We start from the raw sequence: 16,129 nt of genomic DNA on the forward strand, positions 1-16,129 counted from the left end.
CATGCCCCACGGAGTCGAGCGCATGGAGTTTCTGTACCGCCTGCTCGACAGGCTGGATACCTGGTTTACCGCGGGGTTGGTTGGCGCGTTCGCCGCGAGCTGGTGGCACCGTGACGACTTGGTCGACCGAAAGGCCTGGGCCGTCTTTATTTTCTCGGGTGCTGTATGCGCCCATTACCTGACCGGACTGGTAAGCGCTTACCTGGGAGTGGTCGAGCCCCGCAGCGTTGCCGGTATCGGTTTCTTGCTCGGCACCTTCGGCGGCTCGTTAATCGCCGCCATCACCCGGGCAATCAAAGCTGCTGACCTTTGGGCGTTCATTCGTTCGAAGTTCGGGGGAGGTGGCGCATGATCCTGGAACACGTTGCAACGTGGTCGGCTGGCCTGATCGCGCTATGGGCGACCTGGTGCTGTCTGAGCGGAAAGGTCCGCGACGGGGTGCTGGGTAAGTTGATCTACGCGACTATCGCGCTGAGCGGCTACGCGCTCCTGGTGCGCAACGACAGGCTGATCATGTCCCAGTCGGTGGCAGAGGCGACGTTGTACGCCTCCCTGGCCCTGGCCGGCCTCCGGCACGTCTTCATGGTCACGTACTGGCAGAGGGTGAAGGTCTGGCTATGCAGGGCGCTGAACTGTGAGCACTGTCGGCGCTGTGACAAGACGTCAGGTTGTATCGATCGTCCTGCCAAGTAAGTCGTGATACTAGAGAGCATCATGGGAGATCAATCGGGCGATCATGTCCACTTCTATAACGAAGGTCTGAGTTGTCGGGCGGCTAACCTTGTTAGTAAAGTCGCATTAACGCTTTAGCGCTTTAGCTGGCCCTTCTAGACCTCTTGTGGACACAGCCTATGGCTCACTTGGACCACCTCGCCAATTACGTCAGTGCCATCCTGGGGTTGTCCTCGTCTCGCATCGGTAGTCTTGAGAAATCGAATCAAGAAACCTGGCTCGACCAGGGGTTCACAGTTACCGCGGAGGAGAAAACTTATGCCTTCGATGATGGTGCACTCATCAAGCGGCTAGCTGAGCAGGATAACTTTCCCAGCGACGCAGTCTGTGCTGAATGCTGGATTAGCTACGAAGTTGTTCGCCAGCCGCTCGACAAAATGGTCAGTCCTAGCCACATCAGCTTTAACAATGCCTGCCGGGAAGCCTATTGGCTTCGGTACTTCTCCGATTAGTAGCCGAGTCTCCACCAGTGCTCCGCAACGTCTAGTCATGCGTGACACTTGCGCTGGTGGGAAGATTTGTAAACTCAGGCGATTCAGTCCCCCTAGGGTTGTAGAGCAACGGGCAAGTTCGCGGCGGGCATGGCCACATCTGTCTTACCTTCATTGCTCTTACTTCGACTTCACTGCTCACGACGCGCACGTCCATCTGCGCTTAAGGCATCCCCGACGTTGCGATTGCGATTTCAGCCCAGTGAAGGTCAGTTTCATTACGCAGGGTGTATTGGACAGACGCTTACAGTGTTTCGAATGTCGGGGAGCACTCTTTCTCATTTTCAGTGGAGGGCTGTCTCGGATCAGAGGTGTTGGCATTCGTTGCCCGTCTGACGCACGTTTGCATGTCCCCGGAGACGCACAAAGTTGTCGAAGTTCCTCCGGCCTTGAGATCATTGCTGCAGTGATACCAACCAGCAAAGACAAGATCGACGGTCGTGTCATGCCGCCTCAGTTGTCGGCGCCGGACTCGCCGATCATCCGTTCTGAAGGGGTAGCCGGGAACGGCTCTTGACCGCGAATCGGCTTGGGGAGGAGGGCGAAGATATTCCGGACAAGGCCTGACACGAAAAGCCCGGCGCTGGGCCGGACTAGGGGATGTGGTCTATCAGGCCATCTGGTAACGCTCAAAAGGCCAGAGGGGCGCTACACAGGTGTTTCTGCGTTGCCTCAGTCATGCAGTAGCGAAGAGCCGTATTGGTTGTAGCTGTTGCTCAGCGCAGCCCCACCACCGCCTACATTCTGCTTCGAGTAACCGCCGCCAAGTTTGCAGCTATCTGAGAAACAAGAGTGCGTTGGCGCCGCAGAGCATGCATTCAGAAGCAGCGCTGTAGCCACCAAGATAACTTTGAAGTAACTCGACTTCATTTCAGTGCCTCCCCCAGAGCGAAGTAGCGGATCAATCTCGGACAATCCTACGCCCTGCTATTAGGGAGCACACGGAAATCCGTGTATCCAAAGTGAAATGTTGACTCACCGAGAGCGACCCATCACAAAAAAGCCCGGTTCTGCACCGGGCTTGGTTGTTTACAGTGGAGCCACACCTATTTCACTCGAACATGCCTCTTGCTTTCCTGCCAGCCAGTACTGGGTCGCTACCCGCTGAATTGAGTGTCGAGCCAATGATCCAGCTCGCTGAGGGCGTGGTGATGCCTATCGGGGAGGCTCTTGAGTCTTGCGCTGATTTTGTCCCTGTTGGCCTTTGAGAGTTCATACCCGCGGGTGCGTAGGAAGTGATCGATGTAATCCTCTATTTCCAGTAACTCGTTGGATGAAACGAGTACCTTGAAAGACTTACCTTGGTATTGCTTGCCATCGTTACGATTCCAGCCCAATCACATCACCTCTGTGTTGATGAAAGGGAAGTTGCTTCCCTACTTTCAGTATAGAACTGAGGCGAAAGCACAAGTTTTTGCGGCCGGGGAAAGTCAACGCTGGAACAGCCATTCACTAGGGTGCACCCGCGCTCGCGCGGACGCCTCGATAAGCCTGTGACTACAGCTGCTGCAACTCGTCAATCACCGCCATGAAGGCCTCCACCAGCAGGCTGCGTCCCTGGCGGCGGGTCAACACCAAGAGTGGCGCGGTGGCGCCGGGGTCCGCCAGCAACCGATAGCTCACGCCTTTCTTCGCTAGGGTCTGGGTGCAGTGGGGAACCAGGGCAACACCCTGGCCGGCAGCGACCAGGGCGATGATCGAGGTGATCTGCCGTCCGCTGGGGCCAGGGCGCAGGGGCAGGCCGTGGCGCCGATAGAGTTGTTCGATCGTCTCGTTGAGCCCTGAGCCATAGTCGGCCGGAAACAGGATCAGCGGATACTCACTGAGTTCGGCCAGGGTCACCCGGTCCCGGGCCGCCAGCGGGCTGTCGCTGGAGATGGCCGCCACCAGCGGTTCGTCCCCCAGGGACAGGGCCTGGATTTCGCTCTGCTCGCTGGGGGGCGGCAGCCGACTCATGCCGATGTCGATACGGCCGTCGACAATCTGTGACCACTGGCTAACCGAGGCGCCTTCCACCAGGGTCAGTTGCACGTCCGGGAAGCGCTGGGCGAAGGCCTGGATGGCCTGGCTGAACAGGTCCGACAGGGCGATCGAACTGGCATACCCCAGGGCCAGTTGTCCGGCACAGCCGGCGGCCAGCTTGCCGGCAATGGCTTGGGCCAGGTCCATCTGTTCCAGCACTGCCCGAGCGTAAGGCAGGAAGTGCCGGCCCTGGGCGGTGAGGGCGACGGTGCGGCTGGTGCGGTCGAAAAGACGGAAACCCAGTTCCGCTTCCAATGCTGAAATCTGCCGGGTCAGCGGTGGTTGGGCGAGGTGCAGGCGCAGGGCCGCACGGCCAAAATGCAGCTCTTCGGCGACAGTCAGAAAGTAACGTAACCTGCGTAGATCGAGCATCCTGTTCCCTGGGTATTGATCGGTCGGAAATCGGTATTGGTCTTGGCGCTGCGGGGTATTTTATAAAGGCTCTTGGTCAGACACGAGAGGTTTCATGAGTCCACCTGCGCATAGTGCTCGCATTGCCCTGTTCCTGTGTGGCTGCGCGGCCTTTCTCAACCTGTATGCGACCCAGGGCATTCTTCAGGAGCTCGCCCAGAGCTTTCAAGTGAGCCTCAGAGAGGCCGGCTGGAGCATTACCGTAACCACCCTGGCGGTGGCCATGACCGCGCCCTTTGTCAGTCGCTTCACCGGCCGTTTCGACCCGCGCTCGGTGATTGTGCTGGCCGCGCTGATGCTGGCGCTACCGGCGGGGTTGGCGGCCAGTGCCGGCAGCTTTGCCCAGCTACTGGCCTGGCGCTTTATCGAAGGCATGCTGATCCCGGTGGTGTTCGCCACCAGCGTCGCCTATATCGGCGACCGCTGGAGCGGAGGCACTGTCACCGAAATCACCAGCCTCTATGTGGCCGGCACTGTGCTCGGCGGTTTTGCCGGACGCTTCGTCACCGGTGTCATCACCGAGTACCTGGGCTGGCGTGAGGCTTTTGCCCTGTTGGCAGGCTTGAGCCTGCTGATCGGCCTGGCCATTCACCGTCTGCTGCCGGGCAATCCTGCGCGGGTCGGCAGAAGCACGCCGAAGCCGCTGAGCGCTCTGAGTGAGCTATGCCGCAGGCCTTTGCTGGCGGCCTACGGCGTGGGTTTTTGCGTGCTGTTCTCGCAAGTGGCCACCTTTACCTACGCCGGGCTCTACCTCAGCCAGGCGCCATTCAACCTGGGAGCTGCGGCCCTCGGCAGTGTCTACACAGTGTTCCTGTTGGCGCTGGTGGTGATTCCCGTCGCCGGGCGCCTGAGCCAGTCCCGCCCGCAAGCCGAACTGCTGATCGTCGCGGCGCTGCTGGGTGTCTGCGGTTCGTTCCTGACCCTGCTGCCCTCGCTGTGGCTGATCGTACTGGGGCTGGCCTTGAGCTCCACAGGGGTGTTCCTGGCCCAGGCCGCCGCCAACGCCTTTACCACCGCCACCGCCCGGCACAACCGAGCTGGCGCCGTGGGGCTGTACCTGACCTGTTACTACCTGGGCGGCAGTTTCGGCGCTGTGCTCCCGTCACTGTTCTGGAGCCGCTGGGGTTGGCAGGGCTGTGTGGCGTTGATCGTGGTTTTCCAGGTGCTGTCGCTGTTGATCGCCTGGAGCGGCTGGCGGCCTGGCGCGCCGCAAGGCTCGGCCAGCCACGAGCGCAGTGATTCAGGCCCCCGCGATCCAGGAAGCAGCGACCCAGTAACCCGCGGGGTGGATGCCCCCCGACCTTGATTTTCCTCAGCCGCCGGCCAATCCGATGAATGATCCGCAACATCCAGCCTTACCCGCCGCTGCAACCGTGCGTCGTCGCTCGTTGCTGGCCGCTTGCAGTGCCCATGCCGTGCATGACGGCCTCACCGATGTGATCTATGTGCTGCTGCCGATCTGGCAGGCGCAATTCGCGATGAGCTACGCGCAGATCGGCCTGCTGCGCGGTGCCTACTCGGCCATGATGGCCGGCTGCCAACTGCTGGCCGGCCGCGCAGCCAGGCGCTGGGGGCGTGAGCGTCTGCTGGTGGGCGGCACTGCCCTGGCTGGCCTGGCCTATCTGCTGGTGGGGCAGGCCACGGGCTTGAGCATGCTGCTCCTGGCGCTGCTGCTCGGCGGCCTGGGGGCAAGTACCCAGCACCCACTGGCGTCCTCGCTGATCAGCGACACCCACGAAGCCGCTGGCGGGGTCAAGCAAGCCCTGGCGCAATACAACTTTGCCGGTGATATCGGCAAGACTCTGATCCCCGGGCTGGTAGGGCTGTTGCTGACGCTGATCAGCTGGCGCGCCAGTGTCACCCTGATCGGACTCCTGGGCCTGGCCGCCGCGTTGTTGCTGTGGTGGCTGATTCCGCCCCGGAGCAGTACCTCGGCGTTGCGGGAAAAAAACCTCAAGGCGTCCAGGGGCCAGGGTTCCGCCAGCGGACTGCGGGCACTGATCCTCACTGGCACCCTGGACAGTGCCGTGCGCATGGGCTTTCTGACCTTCCTGCCGTTTCTGCTCAAGGCCAAGGGCGCCGGCACCGCGGGTATCGGCCTGGCCCTGACCTTGCTGTTTATCGGTGGTGCGTTCGGCAAGTTGCTCTGCGGTTACCTGGGGGTGCGCATCGGCATGATGAAGACCGTGTGGCTCACCGAGTTCAGCACCGCGAGCCTGATCGTGCTGGCGCTGTTCCTGCCCTATGGCGGCCTGATGCTGATGTTGCCGCTGCTGGGGCTGGCCCTGAATGGCACCTCATCGGTGCTGTATGGCGCGGTACCGGACCTGGCGGGCGCCGACAAGCGCGAGCAGGCGTTCTCGTTGTTCTACACCGGCACCATCGGCGGCGGGGCGCTGGCCCCGATACTGTTCGGCAGCCTCGGGGACTTCACCGGCATTCCCCTGGCGGTCATGGCGCTAGCCGTGACCCTGTTGCTGACGCTGCCCCTGTCCTGGTACGTACAACGGGGGCTGGATGCGGATGCCCGCTCGCTGCGCCACGCAGGCTGACAGTTTCTCGTCCGTTAGGCTGGCGATGAGGTGGGGGTGGTTCATCCTGTTTCTTGGGGACGCCGTTTAATCTGCGGTTATCCCGAGACATGGGATGTCCTGCATTCAGAATTTTCTTACAGACGCTGATGGGGCAGCTGCCTAAGATTGTCCCGTTCGCCCGGCCAGGTACCACAGGCAACACGCTGAATGGCGGTCACTGGTCAGGGCGGGCTGCAACATCGCGGCACCTGCCCGCCCGGCCTCAATTCTGCCTACTGCCCTTGGCTGGCCGGGTCGGCTTTTCAGCGTTCAACACCCCTCAGGACGATCCGTCCGCTTGCTGTTACTCCTCCTTCTTGCTTCGCCTTCCCGGTTTCAGGGTCGCTGCTGTGACAGTGCCAGCCCCGGCACTTCGCCCCACGCGCCGCCCAGGGCCTGGTACAGATTGACCTCGGCCAGCAACTGCGCCAGCCGGTCGTTGATCAGGCCCTGCTGGGCACTGAACAGTGAGCGCTGGGCGTCAAGAAACACCAGGTTGCTGTCGACGCCGATCCGATAGCGATGTTCGGCCAGGTCGTAATAGTCCTGGCTGGCCTGCACCAGGTTGTGCTGGGCGCTCAGTTGCTGCTGGTAGGTCTGGCGCGCGGCGAGGCCGTCGGCGACTTCCTGGAAGGCGGTCTGAATGGCTTTCTCATACTGGGCCACGCTGATGTCTTTCTGCAGACGCGAATAGTCCAGGCTGGCCCGCAGGTTGCCGGCATTGAAAATCGGCAGGTTGATCTGTGGCTGAAAGATCCAGCCACCGGAGCCGCTCTTGAACAGCCCCGAAAGCTCCTTGCTGGAACTGCCGGCGCTGGCGGTCAGGCTGACGCTGGGAAAGAACGCCGCTCGCGCCGCACCGATATTGGCGTTGGCGGCTTGCAGCTGGTACTCGGCCTGGAGGATGTCCGGGCGCCGTTGCAACAGGTTCGAAGGCAGCCCGGCGGGTACTTGGGCGAGCATGCCCTCAGCTAGCCCGCGTTCTGGCAGGCTTGAGGGCAGCGGTGCGCCCACCAGCAAGGTCAGGTTGTTCAGGTCCAGGGCCACTTGGCGCTGGTAGCGGGCCAGGCTGGCACGGGTGCTGTCGACGCTGGTGCGGGCCTGGGCCACGTCCAGTGCCGAGACCTTGCCGGCACTGCCGTTGCGCGCGGTCAGGCGCAGGCTCTGTTCGTCTGCTGCCAGGGTCTTGCGGGTCAGCTCCAGCAACTCATGATCGGCGCACCAGGTCATGTAGGCCGTGGCGACATTGGCCACCAGGCTCAACTGCGCGCTACGCCGGGCTTGCTCACTGGACAGGTAGGTCATCAGCGCCTGCTGGCTGAGGCTGCGGATGCGCCCGAAAAAATCCAGCTCGTAGGCGCTGATGCCCAGGTTGGCGGAATAGCTGGAGCTGATCATCGCCTTGCTACCGGTCACCGATTGCGGCAGGCGCTGGCGCTTGCCGGACGCGTTGGCCGATACCGCCGGCAGCAGGTCGGCGCGCTGGATGCGGTACTGGGCCTGGTAGGCCGCGACGTTCAGCGCCGCGACCCGCAGGTCGCGGTTGTTCTCCAGGGCACTGTGGATCAGCTGTTGCAACAGTGGGTCCTGAAACAGGCCCTGCCAGTCGGCCCCGACCGTGCCACTGGCCGGGGCGTAGGCCGCGCCTTGCGGGTACTGCGGGGCCACCGGTGATGCGGGACGCTGGTAGTCCGGGATCAGCGAGCAGCCGCCGAGGGCCAGGGCCAGGGCCGCCAGGTGCAGTGGGGAGTTACGCATTGATCAGCCTCGTGACAAGGACAGCCTGATGGCGGGCGACAAGCGATGCGGAGCCGCGCCTCAGGCGCCGACCATCCACTTGGCCAGTCCGTGGCGGCCGCTGACCCCGAGCTTGGTGGCCGCGCGCTTGAGGTAGGTTTCGACGGAGCTGTTCTTGACGCTCAGGCGCTCGGCCATTTCCGGCACGGTGCCTCCGGTCAACAGTCCCAGGCACACCTCTTTTTCCCGCGCTGAAAGGCTGATGTCGCCCAGGGACAGGCGTTCGTCGAACTCCCGTTGCAAGGGGGTCTGCTGACGCGTGTCCAGCGGCCGGGGGTTCCAGCTGCGCAGGTTTTTCAGGGCTTGTTGCCGATGCAACTGGGCGTGGCGCTCCAGCAGCGGCAGCAGGGTTTCCGACAGGCTCTTGAGAAACGACAGTTCTGCCAGAGAGAAACCGCCCTGGGTGGGCTCGCGGTAGAGGGTGATGACACAGCGGCGATTGGCTTTGCGCGAGACCAGGTGGCATTGGTGCGGGGAGTTGCGCGGATGCCCGCTGTGGGCCTGGGCATTCATCTGGATCAGTAGCGATTCGTCCATTTCCAGTATCTTGTGCAGCAGCGGATCATGGCGCCGCGGGGGCTCCGGCAGTGGCACATCCTCGTGCAATCCGGCGCGTCCCAGCAGGGTGATTTCCAGTGGGCTGGCCTGGCGTTCGTCGAGGGTCCATTCGCTGAGCCGCAATGGATTCACCGGTACCAGTTTGTCCACCAGTTGCAGCATGTTGCTGGCGAATTGAGCGTGGCCGGTGCTGGAGATCAACTGCCCCAGTTCGAAGTAGAAGTTCGGGGTTCCCATGTTGGCGATACTGCTGGTCAGACTCATATCCTTATCATCCTTGATCAAGACAAATCGCTGATCGAAGCGCGGTTGCCACGGCGGCCTGGGGCAGGTTCCTGATGAACCTAGCCTGTAGGAAAAGTCTGATTTAATCCCAAGCATTTACTTCACGTCTGTAGGGGGAAACCGGGACACAAGGGCCATGCCAGAGCCTTGGGCGGGGCTTGGGCAATGGCCCTCCAACAGGCCTGTCGGGCCCGCAGGTGTTCGTCCTCGCGGTGCTGCAAGGCACTGAATCAGCGATAGGTCCGGGTCCCCGAAGAGGGGCCGGGCAGGTCAGGAGCGTCGTGTACGGATAGCCAATCTCCTACAGCTGATTCAGCAGATCAGCAGGTGCTACGGGAACTTGGGTGCAGGCCCCTGGCCCGCGTTTCATCGGGGGCTTGCCAGGCTCCGGGCACCCCGTGGACTGTCCGGGTTTCGGGTGACATACAGGCCCCGGGGCCGATGCTTAAATCCGCGAACGCCGGTGCCCGGACCATCACCTGAGAAGGACCTTATGACGCATTTTTCTGCCACTGTCGTGGGCGCCTTCGCCGCGCAAGCCACCCTTGCCATCCACTGCCCGCAATCCGCCGCATGCCCGGTCCGGGGGTGCTCATGAACGTCGCAGCGTTGTCGAACCAAGGCCTGCCACTGACTGCCGGGCAGCGCGATATCTGGCTGGACCAACTGAGCCGTGGCGACTCGCCGCTGTACAACATTGGCGGTTATGCGGACCTTCAGGGACCCTTCACGCCAGAACTGATGCAGCGCACGGTGGAGTTGCTGGTGCATAAGCACGATGTGCTACGCACTGTGCTGTCCCTTGAGGGCAGTGATGATGGCCTGCCTTTGCAGTACTTTGACCGACAGTGGCCGGTGCAGCTGGAATTCCATGACCTGTCGCAGGAGAGCGATCCACTGGCCGCCGCCCAGGCGCGGATTCGCTGGCAGATGCAGCAGCCATTCAAGCTCAGCGGCGAGCGCCTGTGCCGTTTTTCGTTGTTCCGCCTGAGCCCCAGCCATCACCTGATGGAAGTCGAGGCCCACCACTTGATCCTCGACGGTTGGGGCTTCGCCCAGCTGTCCCAGTCTCTGGGGGGGCTCTACAGCGCCCTGGTGCAGAACGAGGAACCGCTGGCCTCGGCGCCGTCCTTTATCGACTTCATCGAGGATGACGCCCGCTACCACCAGTCCAATCGCTACGCCCGGGACCGGGACTACTGGCTGGACAAATACCGCACCTTGCCGGAGCCGCTGCTGCGCCCGCGCTATCGCCCGTCCCAGGACGCCACGACCCCCGGTGCGACCTTGGTGCAGGCCTTCCCCGCAGCCCTGCATGAACGGATGAAGGCCCTGGGCAAAAGCGCCGGGGCCTCGGCCTTCCATGTGCTGCTGGCGGCGTTGCATGTGTATTTCACCCGGGCCGGGCAGCGCGACGAATGGGTCCTGGGCATGCCGGTGCTCAACCGGCCGAATGCTGCGTTCAAGGTGACCCTGGGCTCCTTTACCCAGGTCAGTGCGGTGCGCATGGATTTTGGCCGCGAGCTGACCTTCGAAGCCCTGGTGGTGGCGGTACGGGATGTGTTGAAGCAGGATTTCCGCCACCAGCGTTTTCCCCTGAGTGAACTCAATCGCACCCTCGGATTGCTGCGAGAGGACCGAGGGCAGCTGTTCGAATTGTCGCTGTCCTATGAACTGGAGGACCTGGATTACCGCTACGGCGAGGCGCAGGCCTCGTCGGTGAAGGTCTCCAACCGCCACGAGCCGACGCCCCTGGCGATTCACCTGCGCAGCAACAGTTTCGATGACAGCGCCTGGATGCATTACGTCTACGACTCGGCGTTTTTCCAGCCCCACGAAATCGAGGCCCTGGCGGCCTGCCTGATCCATGTGCTGGAACAGGGGCTGGAGAACACTGCCTTGGCGGTACAGCGGTTCTCGTTGCTGACCAGCGCTGCCGATGCCTGTCTACAAGCATGGAATGCCACCGACCAGCCGCTGGCTGACGAGCCGCGCATTCACACCCGGGTCGAGGCCTGGGCCCAGCGCACCCCGCAGGCCATTGCCCTGATGGCCCAGGGGCAATCACTGAGTTATGCGCAGCTCAATCAGCGGGCCAATACCCTGGCACTGCACCTGCAGGCGCTCGGCGTGCGCCCTGACGATCGGGTGGCGATCATTGCCCGGCGCAGCCTGGAAACCCTGGTGGGACTGTTGGCGATCCTCAAATCCGGGGCCGCTTATGTTCCTCTGGATCCGGCCCATCCCCCAGAGCGCCTGGCTTATCTGCTGGAAGACAGTGCCCCGGTGGCGGTGCTGAGCCAGGTGAAGCTGCGCGAACGCCTGCCGGCCCTGGCGGTGCCACTGATCGAGCTGGACAGCCCGCTGTGGGCCCAGGGCTCGGCAGGCAATCCCCAGGTGGCGGGGCTGACGGCGCAGCACCTGGCCTATGTGATCTACACCTCGGGTTCCACCGGCTTGCCCAAGGGCGTGATGGTGGAACACCAGAGCCTGTCGAACCTGGTGGACTGGCATTGCCAGGCCTTCGACCTGCATTCGGGCAGCCACACTTCGAGCCTTGCCGGGTTTGGCTTCGATGCCATGGCCTGGGAAGTCTGGCCGGCCCTGTGCGTCGGCGCGACCCTGCACCTGGCGCCGGTCAGCGACGGCCCCGAAGACCTCGACAGCCTGCTCGCCTGGTGGCGGGCCCAGCCCCTGCAGGTGAGCTTTTTGCCGACGCCGGTGGCCGAGTACGCCTTCAGCCAGCAGCTTGGCCATCCAACCCTGCGTACCCTGCTGATCGGTGGCGAGCGCCTGCGCCAGTTGCCCGGCCAGCAGCGCTTCAAGGTGATCAACAACTACGGCCCTACCGAAGCCACGGTGGTGGCCACCTCCGGGGCCATCGAGCCGGGGCAGGTCCTGCATATCGGCCGGCCCATCGCCAATACCCGGGTGTACCTGCTGGATGACCAGCAACGCCTGGTGCCGATTGGGGTCGCCGGCGAGCTCTATGTCGGTGGCAGCGGGGTGGCCCGGGGTTACCTCAACCGCGCTGAACTGACCGCCGAACGTTTTCTCCGCGACCCTTTCAGTGCTCAGCCTGGGGCGCGCCTGTACCGCACCGGCGACCTGGCCCGCTGGCTGGCGGACGGCTCCCTGGAATACCTGGGGCGCAATGACGATCAAGTGAAGATCCGCGGCCAGCGCATCGAGCTGGGAGAAATCGAAACCCGCCTGGGTGCCCATCCGGCCCTCCAGGAAGCGGTGGTCCAGGTCCGCGACGGTCAGTTGGTGGCCTGGTTCAGCGCCCGCCAGGAGCTGCCGATCACCCAGCTACGGGACTACCTGCGCCAGCAGTTGCCGGACTACATGGTGCCGATGGCCTACGTGAAACTCGACGCCTTGCCCCTGACCGCCAACGCCAAGCTGGACCGCAAGGCCCTGCCGGCGCCCGGGCCCCAGGCCTTGATCAGTCGCGAATACCAGGCGCCCCAGGGTCCGTTGGAAACCACCCTGGCTGCGCTGTGGGCCGAGGTGCTGCAGGTCGAGCGGGTCGGGCGCAACGATCACTTCTTCGAGCTGGGCGGGCATTCGCTGCTGGCCCTGCAACTGATCCAGAAAATGGGCCAGGCGGGCCTAGCGGCCGATGTGCGGGTGCTGTTCGGCCAGCCGACCCTGGCCAGCCTGGCCGCTGCGGTAGACGCTCATCAGCCACTGGCGATCCCGGCCAACCGGGTGCCCGCCGCGTGCCCGCGAATTACCCCACAGATGCTGGCCCTGGTGGACCTTGACCAAGAGGCCATCGACCGGGTGGTGGCCACGGTTCCTGGCGGCGCCGCCAATGTGCAGGAAATCTACCCCCTGGCACCGCTGCAGGAAGGCCTGCTCTACCACCACATGACTTTTGCCGAACGTGACCCTTACCAGCAGCACGCGCTGTTCGCCTGCGCCCGTCGCGAGGACCTGGACGCCTTCGCCCAAGCCCTGCAGGCGGTGATCGAGCGCCACGACATCCTGCGTACCAGCCTGGTCTGGGAAGTGCTGGAGCAGCCGGTGCAGGTGGTCTGGCGCGAGGCCCGGCTGCCGGTGGAAGAGTGGCTGCCGCCAGCCGCGGGCGGCGAGGTGCTCGAGCAGTTGCGCGCGCATTACGATCCACGCCAGCGCCCGCTGGACATCCGCCAGGCACCGATGCTGGCCCTGGCCTGGGCCGAGGACCGGGTCAACCAGCGCTGGATCGCCATGCTGCGCTTTCATCATCTGGTCAACGACGCCACTTCAACCGCCGTGCTGATGGCGCAAATCGCTGCCCATATGGGCGGTCAGCCACCGCTGCTGGCGCCGGCCTTTGCCTACCGCGACTACGTGGCCCGCACACGGCTGGGGCAGGCGTCGCATGCCGCGTTCTTCAGTGAGTACCTGGCCCAGGTGGACGAGCCGACCCTGGCCTTCGAGTTGCAGGAGCGGCCGGGGCAGGTGTTGGATCATCAAGTGGCCGGCGCGCTGCTGGACGCCAGCCTGAGCCAGCGCCTGCGGACCCAGGTGCGCCAGCTCGGGGTCAGTGCCGCCAGCCTGTTTCACCTGGCCTGGGCCCTAGTTCTGGGCCGCGCCAGTGGCCGCGAGGACGTGCTGTTCGGCACCGTGCTGCTGGGCCGCTTGCAGGCCGGGCCGGGCGCCGATCAGGCGCTGGGCATGTTCATCAACACCTTGCCGCTGCGGCTGGAGCTGGCGGGGCAGACGGTGGCCGCCGGCTTGCGCCAGACCCAGGAGAGCCTCAGTGCACTGCTGGCCCACGAACACGCGCCGTTGTCCCTGGCTCAGCGTTGCAGTGGGGTGGCCGCGCCGACCCCGTTGTTCAATGCCTTGCTCAACTACCGGCACAACGTGGCTGGCGACGCACACGCGCTGCTGCAAGGGGTGCCGGGAGTGGCGCTGCTGAGCAGCGAAGAAGTGCTCAGCTATCCGCTGATGCTTGCGGTGGACGACCTGGAACCGGGCTTTCGCCTGGGCACCCGGGCGCCTCGGCGGGTCGGCGCGCAGCGTCTGCTGGGTTACCTGACCGTTGCCCTTGAGGGGTTGGTCGAGGCCCTCGAACAGGCGCCGCAAACTGCGCTCGACAGCCTGTCGATCCTGTCGACGGCGGAGTATCGGCAGCAGTTGCTGGAGTTCAACGCCAGTGACTCCGATTACCCTCGCGAGCTGACCCTGCATGGGCTGTTCGAAGCCCAGGTACGGCGCACGCCCCAGGCCATTGCGCTGCAGGCCGGTGAGCAGCGGCTGAGCTATGAGCAGCTCAACCGGCGAGCCAACCAACTGGCTCATCACCTGCGTGGGCAAGGCGTGGGGCCGGATGTGCGGGTGGGGCTGTGTGTCCAGCGCAGCCTGGAGCTGGTGATCGGCCTGCTGGGCATCCTCAAGGCCGGCGGCGCCTACGTGCCCCTGGACCCGGAATACCCGGCGGAACGCCTGCACTACTTGTTGCAGGACAGCCAGCCGCTGGCGGTGCTGGTGCATCAGCCGACCCGCGCATTGCTGGAGACGTCGGCAGTGCCTTTGATCGATTTCGACCGCAGCGCCTGGCACCAGGGGCCGCAGCACGATCCGCTGGTGCCGGGGTTGAACGTCTCGAGCCTGGCCTATGTGATCTACACCTCGGGCTCCACCGGCCAGCCCAAGGGGGTGATGGTCGAGCACCGCGGCCTGGGCAACCTGATGCACTGGAGCTCGCAGCTGTGTCCGGGCGCGGAGCAGGGCACCTTGTTGCAAAAGGCCCCCTGCAGTTTCGACGGCTCGGTCTGGGAGCTGTTCTGGCCCCTGGTCAACGGCATGCGCCTGCTCCTGGCGCGCCCCGACGGCCATCGCGATCCGGCCTACCTGGCGCAGCTGGTGCGCGAGCAGCAGGTGACGATGATCAAGTTCGTGCCGGCGATGCTCTTGCAGTTCCTGCAACTGCCGGAGGTCAGCCTCTGCCATAGCCTCACCGATGTGTTCTGCGGTGGCGGTGAACTCACCGAAGCCATCGCTCGGCTGTTCCAGCAACGCCTGCCCAAGGTGCGCCTGCACAACGTCTACGGCCCCACCGAGGCCACGGTGGACAGCAGCGCCTGGACCCTGGAACCCGGGGCGCCGGTGCCGCCGATCCAGCTGCCGATTGGCCGGGCCATTACCAATACCCGTCTGTATGTCCTGGATGCCCATGCCCAGCCGGTGCCACTGGGCGTCAGCGGTGAGCTGTACATCGGCGGCATCGGGGTCGCCCGAGGCTACCTGGGCTTGCCGCAGTTGCAGGCCGAGCGCTTTATCGACAGCCCCTTCGTCGCCGGTGACCGGCTGTACCGCAGCGGCGACTTGGTGCGTTACGGCGCCGACGGCAACCTCGAGTTTCTCGGCCGCAACGACTTCCAGGTCAAGCTGCGGGGCCTGCGCCTGGAGCTTGGGGAAATCGAGGCGCGGCTGGCGACCCATCCGGCCCTGCGGGAGGTGGCGGTGCTGATGCGCGAGGAGCGCCTGGTGGCTTATTTCAGCCTGCACGATGGCGTCGTGGTTCCTGGCATCGAGGCCTTGCGTGCCCATGTCCTCGAGCGCCTGCCGGAGTACATGGTGCCGGCGGCCTTTGTGCGGCTCGCAGCCTTGCCCCTGAGTGCCAACGGCAAACTGGATCGCAAGGCCTTGCCGGAGCCCGGGGCAGACGCGGTGTTGAGCCGGGCGTTCGAAGCCCCCGAAGGCCCGCTGGAAACCATCCTGGCGCGACTCTGGGCCGAGGTGCTGCAGGTTGAGCGAGTGGGGCGCCACGACCACTTCTTCGAGCTGGGCGGGCATTCCTTGCTGGCGGTCAGCCTGGTGGCGCGGATGCGCCAGGAAGGCCTGCACGCGGATGCCCGGCTGCTGTTCAGCCAGCCGACCCTGGCGGCCTTGGCGGCCAACACCCGACCCTCGTCGCCGCGCCTGGAAATACCCGCCACCACCATTCCCCAGCTCAAGCGCCAACGGCGTCTCTGACCCCGCCTGACGGCCCTGTATCTGCGCCGGCCCCTGGGCCGGCGCGCTGCGTGGCACCACTCCGGGACAGGGCCCGGGCCTTGTCCCGGCTTCCCATGTCAGCCCCTTGGGGGCGGATGTTTTAGCGTTTCCAGGCTGCCGGGAGCCCTGGCGGGTTCACTGTCCCTGGCGTTCCTGTCGGCGGGCGGCAGTTCGACGCTCGGGCACCACGCCGCACCTGAAAGGTTGCATCTGAAACAAGGACGTTCTCTTCAACCGTTTCCGAATTCTCAGGCAGGTTATCCA

At 64.2% G+C, this 16,129-nt stretch carries 9 protein-coding genes; 6 read left to right on the forward strand and 3 right to left on the reverse strand.

The window, feature by feature from the left end; genetic code table 11:
• The first annotated feature begins 22 nt into the window (after positions 1 to 22).
• The 3 genes from GV818_RS24890 (at position 23) to GV818_RS24900 (ending at position 1,184) form a co-directional block, all read left to right on the forward strand.
• Positions 23 to 352, forward strand: a complete 330-nt coding sequence (locus tag GV818_RS24890; protein ID WP_085599429.1) for an MFS transporter — start codon at positions 23 to 25, stop codon at positions 350 to 352.
• The gene (locus GV818_RS24895; RefSeq protein ID WP_161777807.1) at positions 349 to 693 is read left to right on the forward strand and encodes a hypothetical protein; all 345 of its coding nucleotides are present in this window, start codon (positions 349 to 351) and stop codon (positions 691 to 693) included. Before GV818_RS24890 ends, GV818_RS24895 begins: the two co-directional genes overlap by 4 nt.
• Positions 694 to 851: 158 nt before the next feature.
• Positions 852 to 1,184 (forward strand): hypothetical protein, encoded by a 333-nt coding sequence (locus GV818_RS24900; protein ID WP_161777808.1) that lies wholly within the window; start codon positions 852 to 854, stop codon positions 1,182 to 1,184.
• Positions 1,185 to 2,720: 1,536 nt separating this feature from the next.
• Here the strand turns inward: GV818_RS24900 and GV818_RS24905 are convergent.
• Positions 2,721 to 3,617 carry a LysR family transcriptional regulator gene (locus GV818_RS24905; protein WP_161777809.1) on the reverse strand — a complete coding sequence of 299 codons (897 nt, stop codon included), beginning with the start codon at positions 3,615 to 3,617 and terminating at the stop codon, positions 2,721 to 2,723.
• A 94-nt stretch (positions 3,618 to 3,711) separates the two neighbouring features.
• Here GV818_RS24905 and GV818_RS24910 point away from each other — a divergent pair, with 94 nt between their 5' ends.
• On the forward strand, positions 3,712 to 4,962 hold the full coding sequence (locus GV818_RS24910) for an MFS transporter (protein ID WP_161777810.1): 1,251 nt from the start codon (positions 3,712 to 3,714) through the stop codon (positions 4,960 to 4,962).
• A gap of 25 nt (positions 4,963 to 4,987) precedes the next feature.
• Positions 4,988 to 6,208 carry an MFS transporter gene (locus tag GV818_RS24915; RefSeq protein WP_161759227.1) on the forward strand — a complete coding sequence of 407 codons (1,221 nt, stop codon included), beginning with the start codon at positions 4,988 to 4,990 and terminating at the stop codon, positions 6,206 to 6,208.
• A gap of 357 nt (positions 6,209 to 6,565) precedes the next feature.
• Here the strand turns inward: GV818_RS24915 and GV818_RS24920 are convergent, their stop codons facing one another.
• Both GV818_RS24920 and GV818_RS24925 read right to left on the reverse strand, forming a co-directional pair.
• The gene (locus GV818_RS24920; RefSeq protein WP_161777811.1) at positions 6,566 to 7,987 is read right to left on the reverse strand and encodes an efflux transporter outer membrane subunit; all 1,422 of its coding nucleotides are present in this window, start codon (positions 7,985 to 7,987) and stop codon (positions 6,566 to 6,568) included.
• Positions 7,988 to 8,047: 60 nt separating this feature from the next.
• Positions 8,048 to 8,848: a helix-turn-helix transcriptional regulator gene (locus tag GV818_RS24925; protein ID WP_161777812.1), complete on the reverse strand. Its 801-nt coding sequence runs from the start codon at positions 8,846 to 8,848 to the stop codon at positions 8,048 to 8,050.
• 615 nt (positions 8,849 to 9,463) lie between these two features.
• On the opposite strand from GV818_RS24925, the gene GV818_RS24930 reads away from it, so the two are divergent.
• Positions 9,464 to 15,844 carry a non-ribosomal peptide synthetase gene (locus GV818_RS24930; RefSeq protein ID WP_161777813.1) on the forward strand — a complete coding sequence of 2,127 codons (6,381 nt, stop codon included), beginning with the start codon at positions 9,464 to 9,466 and terminating at the stop codon, positions 15,842 to 15,844.
• Positions 15,845 to 16,129: the final 285 nt, after the last annotated feature.

It is taken from the genome of Pseudomonas sp. Fl4BN1, assembly GCF_009908285.1.
GTDB lineage: Bacteria > Pseudomonadota > Gammaproteobacteria > Pseudomonadales > Pseudomonadaceae > Aquipseudomonas.